This is a genomic window from Stenotrophomonas sp. LM091, from assembly GCF_001806305.1.
In the GTDB taxonomy this organism is placed as follows: domain Bacteria; phylum Pseudomonadota; class Gammaproteobacteria; order Xanthomonadales; family Xanthomonadaceae; genus Stenotrophomonas; species Stenotrophomonas bentonitica_A.
The window spans coordinates 2517415-2539982 of record NZ_CP017483.1 but is presented as its reverse complement, the minus strand read 5'-3'; the positions used below and the strand labels follow the sequence as shown (position 1 = coordinate 2539982).

At 68.9% G+C, this 22568-nt stretch carries 21 protein-coding genes; 14 read left to right on the top strand and 7 right to left on the bottom strand.

The annotated features are described in order from the left end of the window. Window positions 1-17 precede the first annotated feature (17 nt). The 7 genes from BIZ42_RS11030 (at window position 18) to BIZ42_RS11000 (ending at window position 8840) form a co-directional block, all read left to right on the top strand. Window positions 18-680: a hypothetical protein gene (locus BIZ42_RS11030; protein WP_070426463.1), complete on the top strand. Its 663-nt coding sequence runs from the start codon at window positions 18-20 to the stop codon at window positions 678-680. Between the two features lie 234 nt (window positions 681-914). Then, on the top strand, window positions 915-1007 hold the full coding sequence (locus BIZ42_RS11025; RefSeq protein WP_019183961.1) for a potassium-transporting ATPase subunit F: 93 nt from the start codon (window positions 915-917) through the stop codon (window positions 1005-1007). A gap of 12 nt (window positions 1008-1019) precedes the next feature. Then, complete coding sequence (gene kdpA / locus BIZ42_RS11020) at window positions 1020-2738, top strand: potassium-transporting ATPase subunit KdpA (RefSeq protein ID WP_070426462.1); 1719 nt, start codon at window positions 1020-1022, stop codon at window positions 2736-2738. An 11-nt stretch (window positions 2739-2749) separates the two neighbouring features. After that, a complete protein-coding gene (kdpB, locus tag BIZ42_RS11015; protein WP_070426461.1) occupies window positions 2750-4801 on the top strand; it encodes a potassium-transporting ATPase subunit KdpB in 2052 nt (683 codons plus the stop codon). After that, window positions 4798-5442: a potassium-transporting ATPase subunit KdpC gene (gene kdpC / locus BIZ42_RS11010; protein ID WP_070426460.1), complete on the top strand. Its 645-nt coding sequence runs from the start codon at window positions 4798-4800 to the stop codon at window positions 5440-5442. The genes kdpB and kdpC overlap by 4 nt, the downstream gene beginning before the upstream one ends. Before the next feature lie 37 nt (window positions 5443-5479). Further along, window positions 5480-8140, top strand: coding sequence for a sensor histidine kinase KdpD (locus tag BIZ42_RS11005; protein ID WP_070426459.1), 2661 nt, complete (start codon window positions 5480-5482; stop codon window positions 8138-8140). Further along, complete coding sequence (locus BIZ42_RS11000) at window positions 8121-8840, top strand: response regulator transcription factor (RefSeq protein WP_019183966.1); 720 nt, start codon at window positions 8121-8123, stop codon at window positions 8838-8840. The genes BIZ42_RS11005 and BIZ42_RS11000 overlap by 20 nt, the downstream gene beginning before the upstream one ends. A gap of 100 nt (window positions 8841-8940) precedes the next feature. Here BIZ42_RS11000 and BIZ42_RS10995 read toward each other — a convergent pair whose 3' ends face one another. The 3 genes from BIZ42_RS10995 to coaBC are packed head-to-tail and all read right to left on the bottom strand — an operon-like array spanning window position 8941 to window position 13025. Continuing rightward, window positions 8941-11283, bottom strand: coding sequence for a phosphomannomutase/phosphoglucomutase (locus tag BIZ42_RS10995; RefSeq protein WP_083279841.1), 2343 nt, complete (start codon window positions 11281-11283; stop codon window positions 8941-8943). Window positions 11284-11295: 12 nt separating this feature from the next. After that, complete coding sequence (dut, locus tag BIZ42_RS10990; RefSeq protein ID WP_046272982.1) at window positions 11296-11769, bottom strand: dUTP diphosphatase; 474 nt, start codon at window positions 11767-11769, stop codon at window positions 11296-11298. Continuing rightward, window positions 11766-13025: a bifunctional phosphopantothenoylcysteine decarboxylase/phosphopantothenate--cysteine ligase CoaBC gene (gene coaBC, locus BIZ42_RS10985; protein ID WP_070426458.1), complete on the bottom strand. Its 1260-nt coding sequence runs from the start codon at window positions 13023-13025 to the stop codon at window positions 11766-11768. Before coaBC ends, dut begins: the two co-directional genes overlap by 4 nt. Before the next feature lie 195 nt (window positions 13026-13220). Here coaBC and radC point away from each other — a divergent pair, with 195 nt between their 5' ends. The 4 genes from radC (at window position 13221) to BIZ42_RS10965 (ending at window position 17054) form a co-directional block, all read left to right on the top strand. Further along, window positions 13221-13910 (top strand): DNA repair protein RadC, encoded by a 690-nt coding sequence (radC, locus tag BIZ42_RS10980; RefSeq protein ID WP_070426457.1) that lies wholly within the window; start codon window positions 13221-13223, stop codon window positions 13908-13910. A 101-nt stretch (window positions 13911-14011) separates the two neighbouring features. Then, window positions 14012-15700: an arginine--tRNA ligase gene (argS, locus tag BIZ42_RS10975; RefSeq protein WP_019183971.1), complete on the top strand. Its 1689-nt coding sequence runs from the start codon at window positions 14012-14014 to the stop codon at window positions 15698-15700. A gap of 18 nt (window positions 15701-15718) precedes the next feature. Next, the gene (locus BIZ42_RS10970; protein ID WP_070426456.1) at window positions 15719-16582 is read left to right on the top strand and encodes an SPOR domain-containing protein; all 864 of its coding nucleotides are present in this window, start codon (window positions 15719-15721) and stop codon (window positions 16580-16582) included. A 115-nt stretch (window positions 16583-16697) separates the two neighbouring features. Next, window positions 16698-17054, top strand: a complete 357-nt coding sequence (locus BIZ42_RS10965) for a VOC family protein (protein ID WP_070426455.1) — start codon at window positions 16698-16700, stop codon at window positions 17052-17054. A gap of 74 nt (window positions 17055-17128) precedes the next feature. Here the strand turns inward: BIZ42_RS10965 and BIZ42_RS10960 are convergent, their stop codons facing one another. Further along, the gene (locus BIZ42_RS10960) at window positions 17129-17878 is read right to left on the bottom strand and encodes an SDR family NAD(P)-dependent oxidoreductase (protein ID WP_019185578.1); all 750 of its coding nucleotides are present in this window, start codon (window positions 17876-17878) and stop codon (window positions 17129-17131) included. A gap of 97 nt (window positions 17879-17975) precedes the next feature. Continuing rightward, window positions 17976-18428 (bottom strand): hypothetical protein, encoded by a 453-nt coding sequence (locus BIZ42_RS10955; RefSeq protein WP_156785731.1) that lies wholly within the window; start codon window positions 18426-18428, stop codon window positions 17976-17978. Between the two features lie 190 nt (window positions 18429-18618). On the opposite strand from BIZ42_RS10955, the gene BIZ42_RS10950 reads away from it, so the two are divergent. After that, window positions 18619-19089, top strand: a complete 471-nt coding sequence (locus BIZ42_RS10950; RefSeq protein ID WP_046274114.1) for a DUF1456 family protein — start codon at window positions 18619-18621, stop codon at window positions 19087-19089. Window positions 19090-19248: 159 nt separating this feature from the next. Continuing rightward, entirely contained in the window at window positions 19249-20424 is a 1176-nt protein-coding gene (locus BIZ42_RS10945; protein ID WP_019185575.1) for an MFS transporter, read from the top strand. An 87-nt stretch (window positions 20425-20511) separates the two neighbouring features. Here the strand turns inward: BIZ42_RS10945 and BIZ42_RS10940 are convergent, their stop codons facing one another. Further along, the gene (locus tag BIZ42_RS10940; RefSeq protein WP_070427509.1) at window positions 20512-21150 is read right to left on the bottom strand and encodes a TorF family putative porin; all 639 of its coding nucleotides are present in this window, start codon (window positions 21148-21150) and stop codon (window positions 20512-20514) included. A gap of 235 nt (window positions 21151-21385) precedes the next feature. Between BIZ42_RS10940 and BIZ42_RS10935 the strand changes: the two genes are divergently transcribed. Continuing rightward, the gene (locus BIZ42_RS10935) at window positions 21386-21775 is read left to right on the top strand and encodes a DUF6165 family protein (protein ID WP_070426453.1); all 390 of its coding nucleotides are present in this window, start codon (window positions 21386-21388) and stop codon (window positions 21773-21775) included. 21 nt (window positions 21776-21796) lie between these two features. On the opposite strand, the gene BIZ42_RS10930 is transcribed toward BIZ42_RS10935, so the two are convergent. Further along, on the bottom strand, window positions 21797-22540 hold the full coding sequence (locus BIZ42_RS10930; RefSeq protein ID WP_070426452.1) for a FadR/GntR family transcriptional regulator: 744 nt from the start codon (window positions 22538-22540) through the stop codon (window positions 21797-21799). Between the last annotated feature and the right edge of the window lie 28 nt (window positions 22541-22568).

Below are 22568 nucleotides of genomic sequence, written 5' to 3'. Positions count from 1 at the left end.
AGCAGGGGGCTTTCACCATGTCCAGGTTTGCCTCGTTCACCGTTGTCGGCCTGTTGCTGGCCGTGCCGCTGTTGCCTGCCCAGGCACAGAAGCGCGCGGCCGACGCAGCGCCGAAGAAGCTGTACTGCTGGAACAAGGGCAGCGAGCGGATCTGCAGTGATGCCCTGCCCCAGGAGGCGGTGAACAGTGCGCGCGAGGAGTTCAACCTGCGCAGCGGCATGCGCAGTGGGGAAGTGCAGCGCGCGTTGACTGACGACGAACGCGCCGATGCCGCGGCGCAGGCCGCGCAGCAGCGCCTGGACCTGGCCGCCGAGCAGACCCGGCAGCGTACCGAGCAGGCGATGCTGGCCACGTACGAGAGCGAGGACGACCTGCGCCGGGTGTTCGCCGAGCGCAGCGGCATCCTGGACAACAACATCCATACCGCCAGCTACAACGTGGCCAGCGTGCGTGATGCGCTGGTGACCCTGCTGGCCAGTGCGGGCAACCGCGAGCTGGATGGGCAGCCGGTGCCGGACAAGCAGGCCGAGCGCATCCGCCAGCGGCATGCCGAGCTGGTGACGCAGCGGCGCATGCAGGCCTCGTTCGAGCAGCAGCGCCGGGCGCTGGACGTGGAGATCGAGAGCACGCTGCAGCGCTATCGGTTGCTCAAGGGTGTGGGGAGCGATCCGCGCGGGTAAGGGCGGAGGTGCGATGGCGTTGAAACGAAGGCGGCCTTGGGGTCGCCTTTTTTTATGCACTTTTTACGCGGGGCGCCGGTTTCGGGCGTGGAGCGTTTATGCCGTGCAGGCAGACCATGGGCGCCTGACGTGGAGTGGTTCCACCTGGACGTCCCATGAGCCCGTATCTGTCTGTCTTTCCTGCCGGTGCCCCGCGCACCGTGCGCTCCCTTTCCCGCGTTTGAGGCCACGACCATGTCTGCCTGGCTTTCCCTGCTGTGCGGCGTGCTGGTGCTCGTTGCCGCCGCCTATCTGCTGTACGTCGTGCTTCGGCCCGAAACCTTCTGACCGGAGCCGACCATGACCGAGATCCTGTTGATCCTGCTGGCCAGCATCGTGCTGGCCTTTCTGCTTGGGCTGTACCTGGCCCGGGTGATGCGCGGTGGCCCGATGCGTGGCGATGCGCTGTTCGGGCTGGTTGAAAAACCCCTTTACCGGCTGCTGGGAGTGAACCCGGCGCGCGGCATGTCCTGGCGTGGCTACGTGGGCGCCTTCCTGCTCAGCAACGTGGTGATCGCGGTGCTGGTGCAGGCCGTCTTCATGACCCAGGCCTGGCTGCCGTTCAATCCGGACCAGATCCCCAACATGCGCTGGGATACGGCGCTGCACACCATGGTGTCGTTCCTGACCAACACCAACCAGCAGCATTATTCCGGGCAGGCGCAGCTGTCGTACTTCTCGCAGATGACCGCGATCACCGGGCTGCAGGTGGTGACGCCGATGATGGGCCTGGCGCTGGTGGTGGCCACCCTGCGTGCGCTGTTCGGCGCGCGCCCCGAGGATGTGCCGGCCGACCAGGCTGCGCTGCTGAGTGCGGACCGCCGCGTCGATGTGGGCAATTACTACGCCGATGTGGTGCGCTCGAGCGTGCGCTTCATGCTGCCGCTGTGCCTGCTGTGGGCGGTGCTGCTGACCAGCCAGGGCGTGCCCGCCACCCTCGCCGGCGGTCCGCAGGCCACGCCGATCGACGCCTCGGCCGGCATGGACACGCAGAAGCTGCCGCTCGGGCCGGTCGCGGCGATGGTCGCGGCCAAGCAGCTGGGCACCAATGGCGGTGGCTGGTACGGCCCCAACAGCGCGATGCCGCTGGAGAACCCGACCCCACTGTCCAACGCGCTGGAACTGATCGGCATCCTGCTGGTCCCGATCGCGGTGATCTTCATGCTCGGCGCCTTCACCGGACGCAAGCGCCTGGCCGGGCTGGTGTTCGGCTGCATGCTGGCGATGTCCAGTGTGTCGATCGCCGCCACGGTGTGGCTGGAAGGCCACTCGGCCACTGCGGCCAGCCCGCTGCTGATGGAGGGCAAGGAAGTGCGCTTCGGTGCCGATGGCACGGGCTTGTGGGCCGCGATCACTACCCAGGTGTCCAACGGTTCGGTCAACGGCATGCATGACTCGCTCAGCCCGCTGGCCGGCGCCGTGCCGATGGTCAACATGCTGGTCAATGCGATCTGGGGCGGCATCGGCTGTGGGCTGCAGCAGTTCATCGTGTACCTGCTGCTGGGCGTGTTCCTGGCCGGCCTGATGACCGGCCGCACCCCGGAACTGTTCGGCCGCAAGCTGGAGACGCCGCAGGTGCGTCTGCTCGCGCTGCTGGTGCTGCTGCAGCCGATCACCATCCTGGGCTTCACCGCGTTGACCCTGGCGATCCCGTCGATCACCGGCACCTCCAATCCCGGCTTCCACGGCATCAGCCAGGTGTTCTACGAGTACACCTCGGCGTTCGCCAACAACGGCTCGGGCTTTGAAGGCCTCGGCGATGCCACGGTGTGGTGGAACCTGAGCTGCACCCTGGTGCTGCTGCTGGGCCGCTACCCCGTGCTGGTGATCCCGTTGATCGTGGCCGCGCAGCTGGCGGCCAAGCGGCGGGCGCCGGAATCGGCCGGCACGCTGCAGATTGAAACCCCGACCTTCGCGCTGACCCTGATCGCGCTGATCGTCATCCTCACCGTATTGCAGTTCATGCCGGCGCTGGTGCTGGGCCCGGTCGCCGATCACCTGTCGCTGACGCTGCACTGAGACCGCCTTCCATGAGTACGTATCCGTTGAACGTTTCTTCCCATCGCCGCCAGCGCCTGCTCGACGGCGCCGGCTGGCGCCGTGCCCTGCGCGACGCCGTCATCAAGCTCTCGCCCCGGCACCTGCTGCACAGCCCGGTGATGGCCGTGGTGATGGTCGGCACAGTGGTCAGCGCCCTGGTCACGCTGACCGGCAATGCGCCGCTGGGCTTCGGCCTGGCGGTCACCGCGATCCTGCTGCTGACGGTGCTGTTCGGCAACTTCGCCGAGGCGGTGGCCGAAGCGCGCGGCCGGGGCCAGGCCGCCTCGCTGCGACGCGCCCGGCAGGACCTCAGTGCGCGCCGGTTGGCGGCCGCGCATGCCGGGGCCAGCGAAACCCAGGTCCCGGCGGCCGAACTGCGCCCGGGCGACCATGTGATCGTCACTGCCGGGGAACTGATCCCGGCCGATGGCGAGATCGTGCAGGGCCTGGCGACCATCAACGAAGCGGCGGTGACCGGCGAATCGGCCCCCGTGCTGCGCGAAGCGGGTACCGACCGCAGTGGCGTGATCGGCGGCACCAAGGTGCTCTCCGACCAGATCATCGTGCGCATCACCGCCGAGCCGGGCCACAGCTTCCTGGACCGGATGATCGCCCTGGTGGAAGGCGCGAACCGCCAGAAGACCCCGAACGAGGTCGCCCTGACCCTGCTGCTGGCGGCGATGACGCTGACCTTCCTGGTGGTGGTGGCGACGCTGCCGGCGATCGGTGCGTTCGTTGGTGTGCAGGTCGATCCGCTGCTGTTGATCGCGCTGCTGGTGTGTTTGATTCCGACCACCATCGGCGGCTTGCTGCCGGCCATCGGCATTGCCGGCATGAACCGGGCGCTGGCCGCCAACGTGCTGGCCAAGTCCGGCAAGGCGGTGGAAGTGGCCGGCGATGTGGACGTGCTGCTGCTCGACAAGACCGGCACGATCACCCATGGCGACCGCCAGGCCACGCACTTCCATGCACTGGCGGGGATTGATGCCACGCAGCTGCGCGAAGCAGCGCTGCTGTCCTCGCTGGCCGACCCGACGCCGGAAGGCAAATCGGTCGTGCGTCTCGCGCGTGAGCAGGGCTGCACCACCGCCGAGCCGGACCGTGCGGACTATCTTGCGTTCTCTGCGCAGACCCGCATGTCCGGTGTGGATCTGGACGGCGGCCGCCGCATCCGCAAGGGCGCTTCCGATGCGATCACCGCGTATGTGCGTGAGCTGGGCGGCACCGTGCCGTCGGAGCTGCCGGGCCGCGTGGAACAGGTGGCGCGCAACGGTGCCACCCCGCTGGTGGTGTGCGAAGGCCGCCATGTGCTGGGCGTGATCGAGCTGTCGGACGTGGTCAAGCACGGCATGCGCGAGAAGTTCGCGCAGCTGCGCGCGATGGGCATCCGCACGGTGATGATCACCGGCGACAACCCGCTGACCGCCGCGGCGATCGCCGCCGAAGCCGGTGTGGACGACTACATCGCCGAGGCCCGCCCCGAAGACAAGCTGGCCCGCATCCGCGCCGAGCAGGCCGGTGGGCGGCTGGTGGCGATGGTCGGCGACGGTACCAACGACGCTCCGGCGCTGGCCCAGGCCGACATCGGGCTGGCGATGAACTCCGGCACGCAGGCCGCCAAGGAGGCCGGCAACATGGTCGATCTGGATTCGGACCCGGCCAAGCTGCTGGCGGTGGTGGAAGTGGGCAAGCAGCAGCTGATCACCCGCGGTGCGCTGACCACCTTCTCGCTGGCCAACGATGTCTCCAAGTATTTCGCGATCCTGCCGGCGCTGTTCGCCTCCACCCTGCCGGCGATGGCGGCGCTGAACGTGATGCACCTGTCCAGCCCGCGCAATGCGGTGCTGGCGGCGCTGATCTTCAATGCGTTGGTGATCCCGGCGCTGATCCCGCTGGCCTTGCGCGGGGTGCGCTTCCGCCCGGCCACGGCCACCGCACTGCTCCGCCGGAACATGCTGGTGTATGGCCTGGGCGGCGTGCTGCTGCCGTTTGCGGCCATCAAATTGATCGACCTCTTCCTTGTCTCGGTGTTCGGCGCATGAACCGCTCGCTAGCTGCTTCTGTTCCCCGTTCGGCGCGCAGTCGCGCGGCCGCCTCCCTCCACCTGCAGCAGGACAGCGCCTGGCGCCCGGCCCTCGTGCTCGGCCTGAGCAGCCTGTTGCTGCTCGGCCTGGCCTATGCAGTGGCCACGACCAGCGTGAGCCGGCTGCTGTTCCCGGCGCAGGCCGATGGCAGCCTGCTGATCCGCGACGGGCAGGTGCGTGGCTCGCAGCTGATCGCCCAGCCGTTCGTCGGCGATGGCTACTTCCAGGCGCGGCCGTCGGCGGCCAACTACGACCCGATGGCCGCGGCCGGCAGCAACATGGCGCGCACCAATCCGGCGCTGCAGGAACGGGTGCAGGCGGCGATCACGGCGGTGGCCGCACGCGAAGGCGTGCCTGCCGCGCAGGTGCCCGGCGATCTGGTCACCCAGTCCGGCGCCGGCATGGACCCGGAGATCTCCCCGGCCGCCGCGCAGGTGCAGGTGGCCCGCGTGGCACGCAGCCGTGGGCTGCCGGCCGAGCGCGTCGCCGCGTTGGTGCAGGCCAACACGCTGGGCCCGCAGTGGGGCGTGTTCGGCCAGGCCCGGGTCAACGTGATGACGTTGAACCTGGCGCTGGAGGATCTCAAGGCCCGACCGTGATGCCGGGATCGCGCGAACCGGCGCACAATCCCCGCCCATGAGCGACTCCCGTACCCGCCAGGCCGATGCCCTGGTCGACACCCTGCAGCGCGAAGCCGGCGGCAAGCTCACTGTGTTCCTGGGCGCTGCCCCGGGGGTTGGCAAGACCTTCAGCATGCTGACCCGCGCGCATGAGCAGCTGCGCCGCGGCGTGGACGTGGTGATCGGGCTGGTGGAAACCCACGGCCGCGCCGAGACCTCGGCGCTGCTGGCGGGCCTGCCGCAGGTACCGCTACTGCAACGCGAGTACCAACAGCACGCGCTGGAAGAAATGGACCTGGACGCGGTGCTGGCGCGTCGCCCGGCCCTGGTGCTGGTCGACGAACTGGCGCATCGCAATGTGCCCGGCAGTCGCCATGAACGGCGCTGGCAGGATGTGATGGAACTGCTCGATGCCGGCATCGACGTGTGGACCACGGTCAACATCCAGCACCTGGAAAGCCTCAACGACGTGGTCATGCGCATCACCGGGGTGCGCGTCAGCGAGACCGTGCCGGATGCGGTGCTCGACCGTCTGCACGACATCGTGCTGGTGGACCTGCCGCCGCGCGAACTGATCGAGCGCCTGCAGCAGGGCAAGGTCTATGTGCCGGAGCAGGCGGCGCAGGCGCTGCAGGCATTTTTCTCGCCGGCCAACCTGACCGCACTGCGCGAATTGGCGATGCAGGAAGCCGCCGACCGCGTGGACAGCAGCCTGCGCGAGACCCGTGCCGCGCGCGGCGAAGGCAACCTGCCGCTGCGCCGCCGCGTGCTGGTGGCGATCGATGGCGGCGGCCAGAGCGAGTACCTGGTGCGGGTCGGCCGGCGCATCGCCGAGCGGCGCGATGCGCCGTGGACGGTGGTGACGGTGCAGGCGCGCGCGCACGACGAGCAGACCCGGCGCGAGATCGATGCCGCCTTCGCCCTCGCCCGCCGCCTCGGGGGCGAGGCCGAGCTGCTGCACGGCTCCAGCATCGCCGATGCGCTGCTCGATCACGCCGCCCACAACGGGGTCTCCACGCTGGTGCTGGGCCGCACGCGCGAGCGGCCGCTGGCGCGCATGCTCAACCGCACGCTGACCCAGCAGCTGATCCGTCGTGGCGCGCATTTCGAGATCACGATCATCGGCACGCCGCAGGCGCGGGCGCGGGCGCGCCGGTCGGGACTGTCCATTCCCAGCCGCAGCGCCGGCAAGGACGCGCTGCTGGCGCTCGGCGCCACGGCGGCGGCCTGCCTGGTGGCGCTGGTCGCCGAGCGCTGGATCGGGCTGTACGACCTGTCGATGGTGTTCATCGTGGCGGTGGTGATGGTCGCTGCGCGTAGCCGCACCAGTGCGGCGGTGATCGCCGCCGCGCTGTGTTTCCTGGCCTACAACTTCTTCTTCATCGCGCCGCGCTTCACCTTCGCGATCAGTGCGCGCCAGGGTGTGATCACGGTCTTCCTGTTCCTGGCCGCTGCCTTGGTGGCAGGGCGGTTGGCCTCGCGCCTGCGCATGCAGGTGGTCGCGTTGCGCGCGGCCAACCGGCACGCGCATGCGCGCCAGGCACTGGGCCGGCAACTGGCCAGTGCGGCGAGCAACGAGCAGGTCGCGCAGGCCGGCCGCGAGGCACTGGAACAGGCGATGGACGCCCCGGCGTGGCTGCGCATCGGGCAGTACACCAGTGCCAGCGGCAGCGCCGCACCGGGCGACACCGATCTGGCCGCGGCCGACTGGGCGCACCGGCATGGCCAACCCAGCGGACGCTTCACCGATACCCTGGCCGGTGCTGGCTGGTGGTTCCTGCCGCTGCTGGACGGCGACGACCGCGCGATCGGCGTGGCCGGCATGCGCTTCCCGCGCGAGGCACCGCGGCTGACACCGGAACAACGGCAGCTGGCCGAAGCGATGGTGGACGACATCGCGCAGGCCGCGCTGCGCACCCAGCTGGTGGCCGACCTGGAAAAGGCGCATGTGAGCAACGAGACCGAGCGGCTGCGCTCGGCGTTGCTGTCCTCGGTCTCGCATGACCTGCGCTCGCCGCTGGCAGCGATGATCGGCTCGGCCGACAGCCTGTCCAGCTACGCCGATGCGATGGACGCCAGCGACCGGCGCGCCCTGCTGGACACCATCCTGGTGGAAGGCGAGCGCCTGGACCGCTACATCCAGAACCTGCTGGACATGACCCGGCTGGGCCATGACGGGCTGCAGATCAACCGCGACTGGATCGGCGTGGACGAGCTGGTCGGCTCGGCCGCGCGCCGCCTGCAGCGCTATCAGCCCGATGTGCTGTTGAAGCTGGACATACCCGCTGAGCTGGCGCCGATCTGGGTGCATCCGGCGCTGGTCGAACAGGCCGTGTTCAATGTGATGGAAAACGCCGCCAAGTTCTCCCCGCCCGGCGCGACGGTAGAGGTGCAGGCACGGTTGGTCGAGGGCGAATTGCGCATCGACGTGCTCGATGCCGGACCGGGCATCCCGGACGAGGAGCGCGCGCGCATCTTCGACATGTTCTACAGCGTGGAACGCGGCGACCGTGGCCGGCATGGCACCGGGCTGGGCCTGACCATCTGCCAGGGCATGATCGGCGCGCATGGCGGCAGCGTACAGGCGCTGCCGGGCCGCGACGGACGCGGTACCCTGATCCGCATCACCCTGCCCTTGCTGCATCCCCACCCCGCCGATGACAACGACGATTCCTGAGGCTTCCCACGGCGTGCCGCCGGCGCGCGTGCTGGTGATCGATGATGAAGCGCAGATCCGGCGCTTCCTGGAGATCAGCCTGCGCGCGCAGGGCTACCGCGTGTCCCAGGCCGCGACCGGACAGGCCGGGCTGGAAGCACTGGTCGGCGAAGGGGCGGATCTGGTGATCCTGGATATCGGCCTGCCCGACATGGAAGGCCATGAGGTACTTGGCGAGCTGCGCCAGTGGAGCCAGGTGCCGGTGATCATGTTGACCGTGCGCGCCAGCGAGACCGAGAAGGTGCGGGCGCTGGATGCCGGTGCGAACGACTACGTGACCAAGCCGTTCGGTACGCAGGAGCTGATGGCGCGCGTGCGTGCCCTGCTGCGCTCGCGCACGGTGTCCAGCGAGGGCGTGCTACCTCAGTTCGATGATGGCCACCTGCATATCGATCTGGTCCGGCGCGAAGTGCACCTGGACGGCGCGCCGGTGGCGTTGACCCGCAAGGAGTACGCACTGTTGTCGCTGCTGCTGCGCAACGCCGGGCGGGTGGTGACCCAGCCGCAGATCCTGCAGGAGATCTGGGGGCCGACCCACCAGCACGACACCCACTACCTGCGGATCCTGGTCGGCAAGCTGCGCCACAAGCTGGGCGATTCGGCGCTGGATTCGCGCTATCTGTTCACCGAGCCGGGCGTGGGGCTGCGCTTCAAGGGGTGATCGACGGCATCCACGCATGGCGTGGAGCTGCATGGGCATGGCATGGATGCACATGCGCGTGGCGCCGATGCACGGTAGTGCCACGGTCGGTACCCACAGATCAGAAGCCCAGTTCCACACCCGGCAGCAGCGGTTGCAGCTGCGCGCGGAACAGTGCCTTGATGCGCTCCAGTGCCGCCTCGTCGTCGGCTTCGAAACGCAGCACCAGCACCGGCGTCGTATTGGATGCGCGCACCAGGCCCCATCCATCGGGGAAATCGGCACGCAGGCCATCGATGGTGGACAGGCGCGCGCCCGCGAACGGCGAGTCCTCCACCTGCACCGAGGAGACGAACAAGGACACCAGCGCGTGCGGGGTACCCGCATCGACCGGCACCTTCAACTCCGGGGTGGAGACGCTGTCGGGCAGCTCGTCGAGCACCTCCGACGGCGTCTCATCGCGCTGGGCCAGGATCTCCAGCAGGCGCGCGGCGGCGTACAGACCGTCGTCGAAGCCGAACCAGCGTTCCTTGAAGAAGAAGTGGCCGCTCATCTCGCCCGCCAGCTCGGCGTCGGTCTCGCGCATCTTGGCCTTCATCAGCGAGTGGCCGGTCTTCCACATCAGCGGGCTGCCACCGTTGCGCAGCACGTAGTCGGAGAGCTTGCCGGTGCACTTCACGTCGTAGATCACCAGCGCGCCCGGGTTGCGCATCAGCACGTCGGCCGCGAACAGCATCAACAGCCGATCGGCATAGATGATCTTTCCTTCGCGGGTGACCACGCCAAGCCGGTCGCCATCGCCATCGAAGGCCAGGCCGATATCCGCGTCGAAGCGCTTCACGGTCTGGATCAGGTCTTCCAGGTTGTGCGGATCGCTCGGGTCCGGATGGTGGTTCGGGAAGCTGCCGTCCACATCGCAGTACAGCGGAATGACCTCGGCGCCAATCGCCTCCAGCAGCGGCTGGGCGAGTTCGCCGGCCACGCCGTTGCCCGCATCGGCCACCACCTTGAGCGGGCGGTCCAGCTGCACGTCATCGGCAATGCGCTGGATGTAATCGGCATTGACCTCGCGGGTCTGGAAGCTGCCCGGTTCTGATGCCACGTGCAGTTGGCCATCGCGGATGCGGTGGTACAGCTCGGTGATCGCATCGCCGGACAGCGTTTCGCCGCCGACCACGATCTTGAAGCCGTTGTAGTCCGGCGGGTTGTGGCTGCCGGTCACCGCCACGCAGCTGCCGGCGCGCAGGTGGTAGCTGGCGAAGTACACCACCGGGGTCGGTGCGAGGCCGATGTCGGTGACGTTGCAGCCGGCGCGGCGCAGGCCTTCGATCAGGCCGGCGGTGAGTTCGGGACCGGACAGGCGGCCATCGCGACCCACCACGATGTCGCGCAGGCCCTGCACCTGCAGGACCGAACCGATCGCCTGCCCGATCAGGGCGGCGACCTTGGGGGTCAGCTCGCGGCCGACCACGCCGCGGATGTCGTAAGCGCGGAAGATATCGGGGGCAACGGATTCGCCCGGCACGGACGGCGGCGGCGGTGCTGCCTCGTCGCTGGTGTCGACGGCCTCCACCGCAAGCGGTGCCTGGGCGAGGCTTTCGCTCAGGGTCGGGCCGGCGTCGGCGGCGCCGTCATCCGCACCGCGGCGGCGCGGCAAGGGCACTTTGCCTTTGCCGAGCACCAGCAGCACCGCGATCAGCAGCAGCAACAGCGCCACGATCGCACTGGAGATCGCCCCCAGCCCCAACGGGCCCGGTTCGATGTCCGGCACCGCTGCAGACAGGCGCAGCCCACTGGTGCCGATCGGGCGCGCCAACGCTTCAGCGCCGCCGGACAGCGCGCGGCTGCCCTGTTCGACGACGTTGTGGTTGCCCTGGCGCAGTGCGAGGTAACCGTCGGCGGGCACGGCAACCTGATCGAACACGCCGGTCAAACGCAGCAATGGCTGGCGCACATAGACGACCGCCGCACCCTGCGGGCCCAGATCGACGGCGGCCGCCAGGCCGAGACGCTGCCCACCGGCATCGCGGACGACGCGGGCCACCGGCTTGTCATCTGCGATGGCGGCTTCGAGCAGCGCCAGGCGCGAGTAACCGAAGGCCTTCGGATCGGCGTAGGCCGCATCGAGATCGGCGGTCAGGACCTGGACGTCTTCCACGCCCGGCCAGCCTTCGCGGATGGCTACGGCCGCCCCCTGTGCGTTGCCGCTGGCCAGTGCACTGGCAACGGGCCCGGTCTTGAGCACCTTGCCGAACCTGCCCAGCTGACCCGTCACCGCCGTCTGCAGCCCCTCGACCACGCGGTCGCGCGACTGTTCAAGCTCGGCGCCGACGGCCGCCTGGCGCCATTGGCGCACACCGCTCCACCCGAACCAGCCCGCCAACAGCACCAGCAGCACGGCCAACAGCGGCACCGAGCGCCCTGTGGTGAACCGCGGCCGTCCTTCCGCCTTCGCCTTGCTCATCAAGCTCCCCTGTCAGCGCACCCCGGTATGGCCGAATCCACCCGTTCCCCTGGCGCTGTCGGTGAAAGTATCCACTACCTGAAGCGCCACGCGTGCAATCGGCAGCACCACCAGCTGGGCGATGCGATCGCCGGGCTGGAGGGTGAACGGCTCGCGCCCGCGGTTCCAGGCGCTGATCAGCAGCGGCCCCTGGTAATCCGCATCGATCAGGCCGGTGCCGTTGCCCAGCACGATGCCGTGGCGATGGCCCAGGCCCGAACGCGGCAACACGACCGCGGCCAGGTTCGGATCGGCGATATGGATCGCGATACCGCTGGGAATCAGCGCCGTATCGCCCGGCTGCAGGGTGAGCTCGGTTTCCAGCGCCGCGCGCAGGTCCAGCCCGGCGCTGTGTTCGGTGGCATAGGCCGGCAGCGGCCATTCGTCGCCGAAACGCGGGTCCAGCAGCTTGACCTGCAGGGGCTGGAGGGAGGAATCGATGGTCATGCGTGCAACCTCTGGGCAATCAGGGACAACAGTTGTTCGGCCAGCACGGCCTTGGAGGTGCCGGGGAACACCTGTTCGCCGCCCTGCCAGTAGGCCGTGGCCGCGTTTTCATCGCTTTCGAAACCGCCGGTGCTGATCCCGACCTGGTTGGCGATCACCAGGTCCAGGCGCTTGTCCACCAGCTTGCCGCGCGCGTACTTCTCCACGTCGTGGGTTTCGGCAGCGAAGCCGACCACCAGCTTGAGCGCGTTGGTCTGCGCGGCGACCTCGGCCAGGATGTCCGGGGTGCGCACCAGCTCCAGGGTCAGGCTCTGCGTGCCGGCGGTCTTCTTGAGTTTCTGCGGGGCGACCTGGCGTGGGGTGTAATCGGAGACGGCGGCCGCACCGATATAGATGTCGGCCGGCAGTGCAGCGAGCACCGCTTCGCGCATCTGTGCGGCCGAGCGCACATCGACACGCTGCACGCCCGCGGGCGTGGCCAGCTGGACCGGGCCACTGACCAGCACCACCTGCGCGCCGAGGCGGGCGGCGGCGGCGGCCAGGGCATAGCCCATCTTGCCGCTGCTGCGGTTGCCGACGTAACGCACCGGGTCGATGTCTTCATAGGTAGGACCGGCGCTGATCAGCACGCGCAGGCCCTTCAGTTCACTGGCGGCCGGCGGCTCGGCCGGGGCCGGTGCCTGCAGCGTAGCCAGCGCGGCCACGATCGCGTGCGGTTCGGTGAGCCGGCCGGGGCCGGATTCGCCTTCGGCCAGCGGGCCGTCTTCGGGCCCGATCACCTGGGCACCGCGCTCGCGCAGCAGGCCGATGTTGGCCTGGGTGGCCGGGTGCAGCCACATGCGGTGGTTCATCGCCGGGCACACGGTCAGCGGCGCGGTGGTGGCCAGGCATAGGGTGGTGACCAGGTCATCGGCGTGGCCATTGGCCAGCCGCGCGAGCAGATCGGCGGTCGCGGGCGCGACCACGATGCGGTCTGCCCAACGCGCCAGCTCGATGTGGCCCATGGCCTGCTCGGCCGCGCTGTCCCACAGGGTGGTGCGGGTCGGCTGGCCGGACAGTGCCTGGAAACTGAGCGGGGTGACGAACTGCTGGGCCCCGGCGGTCATCGCGACCTGCACCTGGGCCCCGGCATCGCGCAGGCGGCGCACCAGTTCCAGCGACTTGTAGGCAGCGATCCCGCCACCAACGCACAACAACAGCTTCTGGCCTTCCAACGGGCGCGCGGCCGCCGGAGAAGCCTGGGGGGAGTCAGCCACCTTGGGTGTTCCTGTCGAACCGAGGCGATTAGCTTACCCGATGGTCCGTAGAGCGCCTGATGCGCCAGCGGCATAAGGAGGCAGGTTTTCGTCATAAGCAACCGCCGGACTGGGCACGATTCCCTGCATTTACCGACACGATGGCGCCTGGTTCACCGATGGTGGCGGGGCCGGCAGGGAGTGGAGACTGAGGCCATGTCGATCCGAGACTGGCCCAGTGCCGAGCGTCCCCGCGAAAAGCTGCTTGCCCAGGGCGCCGGCGCCCTGTCCGATGCCGAGCTGCTGGCGATCTTCCTGGGCTCGGGGTTGCGCGGGCGCGATGCGGTGGAGACCGCGCGCGACCTGCTGCAGTCCCACGGCCCCCTGCGCAACCTGCTTGATCTGCCGGCCACCGCGCTGGCCGCCCTGCCCGGCCTGGGCCCGGCCCGCAGCTGCAAGCTGGTGGCCGGGCTGGAACTGGCGCACCGGCATCTGGCCGCCGAGCTGGCCCGGGGCGACAGCCTGCGCGACCCCGCCGCCGCCGGGCGCTACTTCAAGCAGCGGCTGCGGTCCCGTCCCAACGAGGTGTTCGCCGCGCTGTTCCTGGACAACCAGCACCGCACGCTGGCCTGCGAGGAACTGTTCAGCGGCACGGTGGACGCGGCGGCGGTCTACCCGCGCGAGGTGGTCCGGCGCGCCCTGCTGCACAACGCGGCGGCGGTGATCGTCAGCCACAACCACCCTTCCGGCAGTGCCGAACCCTCGCTGGAAGACCGCCGGATCACCACGCTGCTGCAGCAGGCCCTGGCCCTGGTGGACATCCGCCTGCTCGACCACGTCGTCATCGGCGACGGCGCCCCGGTATCGATGGCCGCGCGCGGCTGGATGGGCATCGCAGCGGCCTGATCCGGGCGTGAAACGCCGCCGCTCGGCCCCGGTTCAATGGATCGGGGTGGCTTCTGGGCTAAAATTGCCGATTCCGCCGCTCCAGTCCCAAAGCAGGCCTTGTGAAAAATCTCCTCCGCGCCCTGATCAGCCAAGGCATCGAAGCCTTGCGCGCCAACGGCACTCTGCCGGCCGATACCCTGACCCCGGAATTCGTGGTCGAACGCCCGAAGACCCGTGAGCACGGCGATTTCGCCACCAACGCCGCGATGCTGCTGGCCAAGCCGGCGCGCAGCAATCCGCGCGCCCTGGCCCAGGCGCTGCTGGATGCGCTGCCCAAGAGCGATGACGTGGCCCGCGTCGAGATTGCCGGCCCGGGCTTCATCAATTTCCACCTTGCCCCGAGCGCCTACCAGCGCGAAGCGGCCAGTGTGCTCAAGGAAGGCGCCGATTACGGCCACAACCTGAGCGGCAACGGCCGCACCGTGGGCGTGGAATACGTGTCGGCCAACCCGACCGGTCCGCTGCATGTCGGCCACGGCCGCGCGGCGGCGATCGGTGACTGCCTGGCGCGCCTGCTGGAAGTGAACGGCTGGAACGCCAAGCGCGAGTTCTATTACAACGACGCCGGCGTGCAGATCGAGAACCTGGCGCTGTCCACCCAGGCACGTGCGAAGGGCCTCAAGCCCGACGACGCCGGCTGGCCGGAAGCGGGCTACCGCGGCGATTACATCGAGGATGTGGCCAAGGCTTACCTGGCCGGCGCCACCGTGGAGCTGGAAGGCCATTCGGTGGTCGGCGAGCGCGACCCGGACAACCTCGATGCGATCCGTCGCTTCGCCGTGGCCTACCTGCGCAACGAGCAGAACCAGGACCTGGCCGCGTTCGGCGTGGATTTCGACATCTATTTCCTGGAAAGCTCGCTGTACAAGGACGGCAAGGTCGAAGAGACCGTTGCCCAGCTCAATGCGGCCGGCCACACCTATGAGGAAGGCGGCGCGCTGTGGCTGCGCTCGACCGACTTCGGTGACGACAAGGACCGCGTGATGCGCAAGTCCGACGGCACCTACACCTACTTCCTGCCCGACGTGGCCTACCACCTGAGCAAGTGGCAGCGCGGCTACGAGCGCGCGATCACCGAGCTGGGCGCGGACCACCACGGTTCGCTGGCGCGCGTGCGCGCCGGCCTGCAGGCGCTGGACGTCGGCATCCCGAAGGGCTGGCCGGAATACGTGCTGCACCAGATGGTGACGGTGATGCGCGGCGGCGAGGAAGTGAAGCTCTCCAAGCGTGCCGGAAGCTATTTGACCCTGCGCGACCTGATCGAAGAAGCCGGCCGCGATGCGACCCGCTGGTTCCTGATCGCGCGCAAGCCCGATTCGCAGCTGACCTTCGATATCGATCTGGCCCGCCAGCAGAGCAACGACAACCCGGTGTTCTACGTGCAGTACGCGCATGCCCGCGTCTGCAGCCTGCTGCGCCAGGCGCAGGAGAAGGGCCTGGGCTACACGCCGGCCGAAGGGCTGGCCGGGCTGTCCTCGCTGGGCGATGAGGCCTCGCTGTGGTTGATGGTGGAAATGTCGCGCTTCCCGGAAGTCGTCGAGGCGGCCGGCCTGGCGCTGGAACCGCACCTGATCGCGCAGTACCTGCGTGAATTGGCGCATGCCTTCCACACGTGGTATCACGGCACGCAGGTACTGGTGGCCGACGAAAGCGAACGCAACGCCAAGCTGACGCTGGCCTGCGCCGCGCGCCAGGTCCTGGCCAATGGTCTGAACATCCTGGGCGTATCCGCCCCGGAAAAAATGTAAGCAGTGGAGAAGCAGTAAATGGCAGCACGACGCGGCAAGAGCCAGGCACGGCGCAACAGCAACCAGGGCACCCCGGGATGGGTGTGGCTGGTCGCGGGTGTGGCGATTGCGGCCGTGGTGTTCCTGGCGGCACCCAACCTGTTCAAGAACGACGGTGACGGTTTCCTGCGGGTCGGCCCGCAGCCGGACCCGAACGCCCAGCCGGCCCCGGTGAGCGATGCCGACACCGACGTCGGCACCGAGCTGCCCAAGCCGGGTGCCGCCAAGCCGGCCGAGCCGGCCAAGCCGGCGGCGACGCAGTACGACTTCTACACCCTGCTGCCCGGCAAGGAAGTGGAAATGTCCGATGCGGAGCTGGCCGCCAGCGCACGCGCCGAAGACCAGCGCCGTGCCAAGGCCGAAGCGCAGCGCGCGCAGGCCGCGCTGGAAGGCCGCCCGTTGCCGCCCGCACCGGCGCCGACCAGCACCGCCGCGACCACTTCGCCTGCGGCGGTGAGCACCGCCCCGCTGCCGGCTCCGGTGGCGGAGCGCCCGGCGGCGACCACGGCTCCGGCGACGACGCCGGCGCAGACCGCGGCGGCGGCTCCGGCTGCACCGACGCCGGCGGCGGCGACGCCTGCTGCCGGGGCGGCTGAGCCGGCAGCCAGCAACGTGCGCTACATCCTGCAGGCCGGTGCGTTCGGCGCGTCTGGCGACGCCGAGGCCACCAAGGCCAAGCTGGCCATGATCGGCCTGGCCGCGCGGGTGGAATCGGCGCAGATCAACGGCAAGACGGTATACCGCGTGCGCATGGGGCCGTATGGCAGCGCCGGTGAACTGGCCGAAGCCAAGCAGAAGCTGGATGGGACGGGGCTTCAGGCGATGGCGATCAAGGCGCAGTAGCCGCGCGCCGCGACATATACAGGAACGCCGGGTATTGCCTGGCGTTTTTTTTTACCGCCCAGGGCAGCCGACCAACGGTCGGCTCTACGGGGCTACCTTTCAACGAGACGCCTCCATGAGCACCGCACACGGCAACGATCGCCGGATCGACAACATTGAATTCAACGTGGCTGACATCGCGCGCAGCAAGGCGTTCTACGGCAGCGTGTTCGGCTGGTCGTTCACCGATTACGGCCCGGGCTATACCGAGTTCTACGATGGCCGCCTGCGCGGTGGGTTCACCACCGACGGGCCGGTGCGCGCCGGTGGGCCGTTGGTGATTCTGTATGCCGATGACCTGGTAGCCACGCAGCAGCGGGTGGAAGCGGCCGGCGCGGACATCTGCCAGGCGGCGTTCGATTTTCCGGGGGGGCGGCGGTTTCATTTCCGCGATCCGGATGGGTATGAGTTGGCGGTGTGGACGGCCGCCTGAGGTAGAGCCGACCGTTGGTCGGCTCTACCGGTTTCGGGCGTGCGGCCGAGGTGTTGGCCAGCGGTGCCCTTGGATCAGTCGCGCGCGACCTGGAAGCCGGCGAACGACTGGCTGACCGGCATCACTTCGAGGCGATTGATGTTCAGGTGCGCCGGCAGCGAGGCGACCCAGAAGATCTGCTCGGCGATGTCGTCGGCGGTCATCGGGTTGGCACCGGTGTAGAGCTTGTCCGAGGCGGCCTGGTCACCATGGGTGCGGACCACGGTGAACTCGGTTTCGGCCATGCCCGGCTCGATCGTGGTCACGCGCACGCCGCTGCCGTGCAGGTCCGAGCGCAGGCCCAGCGAGAACTGGCTGACGAAGGCCTTGGTGCCGCCGTAGGCGTTGCCGCCGGGGTACGGGTAGACGCCGGCAACGGAGCTGATGTTGATGATCGCGCCCTTGCGCGCGACCAGCTGCGGCAACAGGCGATGGGTCAGCGTCACCAGGGCGGTGACGTTGGTGTCGATCATGGTGCGCCAGTCTTCCAGCGAGGCGCTCTGGGCCGGGGCGGTGCCCTGGGCCAGGCCGGCGTTGTTGACCAGCAGGTCGATGTCGGCGAAGCCGGCCGGCAGGGCGGCCAGGGCCGCTTCCATCGCCACGCTGTCGCGCACGTCGAACACCGCGGCATGCACGCGCTCGGGGCCGTAGGCGTCGACCAGCGGCTGCAGGCGCTCGGCACGGCGCCCGGTGGCGATCACGCGCCAGCCGGCCTGGGCGAAACGGTGGACAGCGGCGGCGCCAAAGCCGGACGTGGCGCCAGTAATCAGAGCGGTACGGGTCATCGAGGTACTCCGTGAAGATCCCGACCATTTTCGCACCGATGCGCGCCCGGTGTGGCGCCGGGCGACACCCGGCTGAGCGGCGCCACGGGTCGTCCCGTCAGCGGATGCGGAACACCCGCGCCTTGGGCAGGTCTTCATCCACCTGCAGGAACCAGCGCCCGGCGATGCCGGGCACCACGACGATCCCGGGGTTGCTGCGGGCGGTCTTGAGCTTCATCTCGCCCTTGAGTACCTGCCACTGCTGGCCGTTGTCCAGGGTGAACACCGTGCCGGGGGCCCAGCCGTCCACCTGGCCGGTGACCTTTGCGTTGATGGGGCCTTCGTCCAGCCCGGGGAACATCGGGGCCGGCGTCGGCACACCCGGGCCTGCGGCAGGTGCCGCCGCGACGGCTACCGGGGCGGGGGCATCGGCCTGGGCCTGGCGCAGCAGGCGGTTCAGGGCCTGCAGCTGGGCCGGGGTCAGCCCGACGTCGGCCAGCGCCTGCGGATCCAGCCGCTGCTCCAGCGCCACATAGGGGGCCTGCGCCCACGCCGGGGCCGCCAGCAACATGCCCACACACCCGAGAACCTGCCACCTGCGCATTGCCTGCTCCACTGCCTGTCGATGCCTGATCGCGGCACTGTGCGTCACTTTCGTGGCAGCCAGATGACAGCGACCACCGGTCGCAGCCGGCCGCGCGCCCGGCACGGGGTAAAATGACCGCCAGCCGCGCAGCCGCGCCGGCGGTATTGGACGTCCCATGATCAACAACGATGTACTGCGCAGCATCCGCTACATGCTCGACCTCAGCGACGGCATGATCGCCGACACCTGTGCCCTGGCCGATCCGGCCTTCGTGGTCGACAAGGCCGATGTGGCCGGCTGGCTGCGCAAGGAAGACGAAGAAGGCTTCGTGCCCTGCGACGATCGCACCCTGGCGCATTTCCTGGATGGCCTGATCGTGCATTTCCGCGGCCGCGACGAGAGCCAGCCGGCGCGCCCGGTGGAAAAGCGCATCACCAACAACCTGGTGCTGAAGAAGCTGCGCGTCGCCTTCCAGCTGAAGGACGTGGACATGCACGAAGTGTTCGACGCGGCGGGTTTCTCGGTCTCCAAGCCGGAACTGTCCGCGCTGTTCCGTCAGCCGGACCACAAGAACTACCGCGCCTGCGGTGACCAGATGCTGCGCAATTTCCTCAAGGGCCTGACCCTGCGCGTGCGCGGCGCCTGAAGACGTCGTTGATGCGTGGCTCCGATGCAGGGGCCACGCGCCTCCACTGCCTGGCGTGGGTGAGCCATCTGGATTTCAGATGCATGGGATGAAGACGTTTCATTTCCCCCTTTCGCCCATCAGGCGGACACTGGCGCCCCTTCTTTCCCGGAGCCCGTCATGAGCAACGACGCGCCCTCGCCACTCAGCCGTTGGCAGGTCCTGTTGATGGCCTTCGCCACCGGCGTGGCCGTGGCCAGCAACTACTACGCGCAGCCGCTGCTGCATACCATCGCCGGCCAGTTCGGCGTGTCCTTCGCGCGGGCCGGCACGGTGGTGACCGTGGCCCAGCTGAGCTATGCGGCGGGCCTGATCCTGCTGGTGCCGTTGGGCGATCTGTTCGAGCGCCGCCGGTTGATCGTGGTGATGTCGCTGCTGTCCGCGGCGGGGCTGGTGCTGAGCGCGCTCAGCCATCAGTTCGTGTGGCTGCTGGTGGGCACCGCGCTGACCGGCCTGTTCTCGGTGGTGGCGCAGGTGCTGGTGCCGTTCGCGGCCACGCTGGCGCGACCCGAAGAACGCGGCCAGGTCGTGGGCACGGTGATGAGCGGGCTGCTGCTCGGCATCCTGCTGGCACGCACCGTGGCCGGGGCACTGTCCTCGCTGGGCGACTGGCGCACCGTGTACTGGATCGCCGCGGCCGCGCTGGTGCTGACCACGGGCATGCTCTATCGGCATCTGCCGCGCTTCCATCAGACCGCCGGGCTGGGTTATCTGCAGCTGCTGCGCTCGATCGGCACGCTGTTCGCGCAGGAACCGGTGTTCCGCCTGCGCACCGTGCTGGGTGCGCTGAGCTTTGCGATGTTCGCGATCTTCTGGACGCCACTGGCGTTCCTGCTCGCCGCCGAACCGTATGGCTACAGCGATGCGACGATCGGCCTGTTCGGGCTGGTCGGTGCGGCCGGCACGCTGGCCGCGGGCGTGGCCGGGCGCATGGCCGACCGGGGCAAGGCGGCGCTGGCGACCACCGTGGCGCTGGTGCTGCTGGCGGCATCGTGGCTGCCGCTGGGCTTTTCCACGCACTCGCTGATCGCACTGGTGCTGGGCGTGATCGTGCTCGACCTGGCCGCGCAGCTGCTGCACGTGAGCAACCAGAACGTGGTCTATGCGCTGCGTCCGGACGCCCGCAACCGGCTCAATGCTGGCTACATGACCGGCTATTTCATCGGCGGCTCGCTGGGCTCACTGGTCTCGGCGCAGGTCTTTGATCGCTTCGGCTGGACCGGCGTGTGCGTGACCGGTGCCGGCGTCGCGATGGTGGCGATCGCGGTGTGGACAGTGGCGGTAGTACGCCGGTAGAGCCGACCGTTGGTCGGCTGCATTGCGCGCCGCCTGGGGCAGCCGACCAACGGTCGGCTCTACCGCGCGGGGTGGGTGGGCGCTCCGTCAGAAGGCAGTTTGTACCGCGAACTCGACGCGCGAGCCTGCGTTGCCGGGGAACAGGCGTTTGGCCGCACCATCGGTGTCGTGCGCGGTGAGGCGCAGCTCCCACGGGCCGTGCACCTTCCAGATGGCGCTGAGCTGGCCATGCAGGTAGTCATCGGCCTGCGCGCTGTCCAGCCAGTAGTGGCCTACCGCGCCCTCGACACGCCACTGCTCGCCCAGCGGCAGGCGCGCACCGAGCTGGGCGTAGGTGCCGCCATGGCCGCCGGCCAACGCGTTGTCGGAGACGCCGACCTGCAGCCAGGCGCGCTGCCGCCAGGTGACGGTGCCATTGAGCTCGGTCCAGTCCAGATCGACCGTGGCGGACGGATAGACGTAGCGGGTCAGATTGACGTCCACGCTCCAGTCCGGCGTCACCGCCCCGCTCCAGCCGGCGACAAGATCAAACTCGCTGCGCGCGCCGTTGTCCGGCCGGAACGAGACCCCCGAGCCCCAGGCCGAGGCGTACCAGCCACTGGCCGCGCTGAGCTTCACGCCGGCCTGCACGGCCGGATCGCCGTCGCTCTGCGAACTGCCACGCCAGACATAGTCCGAAGTCAGCGTCGCGTTTCCCTCCACAGCGGCCGCGGCCGCACCGCTCATGACCAGCCCCACCAGCACCACGCCGCAGCGCAGGCGCTGTTTCGAATAGTTACCCACCACGTGTCCCGCTCCAGATGACGGCCGCGCCGTCGAGAGCGACAGTGTCCTCAGGACCGGCGTAAAGCCGCCATGGCGTGGCCACCCGATCGGCGCAACGTTTCTGTAAATCCTGCGTCAGGGTGGCGCCGGGAGGTGCGCGGTATCATGCCCACTCTGACCTGTTGCGAGTAATGGCGTGGACGCGATCCTGACCCCGGTATCGATTGGCGAGCTGATCGACAAGATCACCATCCTGGAAATCAAGGCCGAACGCATCACCGATGCCGGCAAGAACGCCAACGTCCGCAAGGAACTCGAGGGCCTGTGGCCGCTGTGGCAGCAGCAGGTCGGCGCCCAGCCCGGGCTGGAGGCACTGAAGACCCAGCTCAAGGCGATCAACGAGCGCATGTGGGAGATCCAGGACCAGCTGCGCGACAAGGAAGCAGCGCAGGTCTTCGACGATGCCTTCATCCAGCTGGCGCGCGGCGTCTATGGCACCAATGGCGAGCGGGTCAAGGTGAAGAACGAGATCAACCGCATCGCCGGCTCGCAGCTGGTCGAAGAGAAGCAGTACCAGGGCGAATAATCGCGCCGGTATGCGCCGGGCTCAGTGCCCGGTCGCGGCCATGAAGCGTTCGCGGTCCTGCTGGGTACGCCGGCGGATTTCGGCCAGCGCTTCGTTCTCGGTGGCTTCCAGCATCGATTCGAACAGACGCTGGAAGTGGTTGCGCATGGCCAACCGTGCCGCTGCCGGATCACGCTGGCGCAGGGCGTCCAGAATCCGGGTGTGTTCCTCGTCGCGGGTGTCATCGTCGTTGTGGCAGACGTTGGCATACACCTGCTTGACCCGCGGCAGTTCGTTGCGCATCCGCCAGATCAGCTGCACGCAGTGCTCCACCACCGGGTTGCCGGCGATCCGCGCGATCGAGAGGTGGAACTGGCGGTCGGCCTCGCTGGCCGCCGCTTCGCCCGAATTGGGGTCGACCATGGCCGCGATCAGGCCGGCCAGGTCCTCCAGTTCGGCATCGGTGATGCGGCTGGCGGCCATCGCCGCAGCCTCGGCCTCGATCACCGCGCGGGCGGCGGTCAGGTCGAACGCCGAGACATCGGGCAGTGCGCCCGGCGCCTGTGACGGTTTGGCCTTCACGTAAACGCCCGAGCCGGTCTTGATGGTGATCAGGCCCTGCGCTTCCAGCGCGATTTCCGCCTCGCGCACCGTCACCCGGCTCACGCCCAGGCGTTCGGCCAGGTCGCGTTCGCCCGGCAGGCGCGAGCCCGGCGGGAATTCGCCCTTCTCGATCAGCGAGACGATTTCGGCGGCAATGGACTGGTACAGACGGGGTTCGGACATCATCAAAGGCCTGGCTGACAGGTGGCTG

Bases quoted from the DNA above. Each gene is read 5' to 3' on its own strand.
- BIZ42_RS10995 (WP_083279841.1), bottom strand. From the start codon at position 11,283: ATGAGCAAGGCGAAGGCGGAAGGACGGCCGCGGTTCACCACAGGGCGC.
- kdpB (WP_070426461.1), top strand. From the start codon at position 2,750: ATGAGTACGTATCCGTTGAACGTTTCTTCCCATCGCCGCCAGCGCCTG.
- BIZ42_RS11030 (WP_070426463.1), top strand. From the start codon at position 18: ATGTCCAGGTTTGCCTCGTTCACCGTTGTCGGCCTGTTGCTGGCCGTG.
- BIZ42_RS11005 (WP_070426459.1), top strand. From the start codon at position 5,480: ATGAGCGACTCCCGTACCCGCCAGGCCGATGCCCTGGTCGACACCCTG.
- kdpC (WP_070426460.1), top strand. From the start codon at position 4,798: ATGAACCGCTCGCTAGCTGCTTCTGTTCCCCGTTCGGCGCGCAGTCGC.
- dut (WP_046272982.1), bottom strand. From the start codon at position 11,769: ATGACCATCGATTCCTCCCTCCAGCCCCTGCAGGTCAAGCTGCTGGAC.
- BIZ42_RS11025 (WP_019183961.1), top strand. From the start codon at position 915: ATGTCTGCCTGGCTTTCCCTGCTGTGCGGCGTGCTGGTGCTCGTTGCC.
- BIZ42_RS10970 (WP_070426456.1), top strand. From the start codon at position 15,719: ATGGCAGCACGACGCGGCAAGAGCCAGGCACGGCGCAACAGCAACCAG.
- BIZ42_RS10950 (WP_046274114.1), top strand. From the start codon at position 18,619: ATGATCAACAACGATGTACTGCGCAGCATCCGCTACATGCTCGACCTC.
- BIZ42_RS10960 (WP_019185578.1), bottom strand. From the start codon at position 17,878: ATGACCCGTACCGCTCTGATTACTGGCGCCACGTCCGGCTTTGGCGCC.
- radC (WP_070426457.1), top strand. From the start codon at position 13,221: ATGTCGATCCGAGACTGGCCCAGTGCCGAGCGTCCCCGCGAAAAGCTG.
- BIZ42_RS10930 (WP_070426452.1), bottom strand. From the start codon at position 22,540: ATGTCCGAACCCCGTCTGTACCAGTCCATTGCCGCCGAAATCGTCTCG.
- BIZ42_RS10945 (WP_019185575.1), top strand. From the start codon at position 19,249: ATGAGCAACGACGCGCCCTCGCCACTCAGCCGTTGGCAGGTCCTGTTG.
- kdpA (WP_070426462.1), top strand. From the start codon at position 1,020: ATGACCGAGATCCTGTTGATCCTGCTGGCCAGCATCGTGCTGGCCTTT.
- BIZ42_RS11000 (WP_019183966.1), top strand. From the start codon at position 8,121: ATGACAACGACGATTCCTGAGGCTTCCCACGGCGTGCCGCCGGCGCGC.
- BIZ42_RS10940 (WP_070427509.1), bottom strand. From the start codon at position 21,150: ATGAGCGGTGCGGCCGCGGCCGCTGTGGAGGGAAACGCGACGCTGACT.
- BIZ42_RS10955 (WP_156785731.1), bottom strand. From the start codon at position 18,428: ATGTTGCTGGCGGCCCCGGCGTGGGCGCAGGCCCCCTATGTGGCGCTG.
- BIZ42_RS10965 (WP_070426455.1), top strand. From the start codon at position 16,698: ATGAGCACCGCACACGGCAACGATCGCCGGATCGACAACATTGAATTC.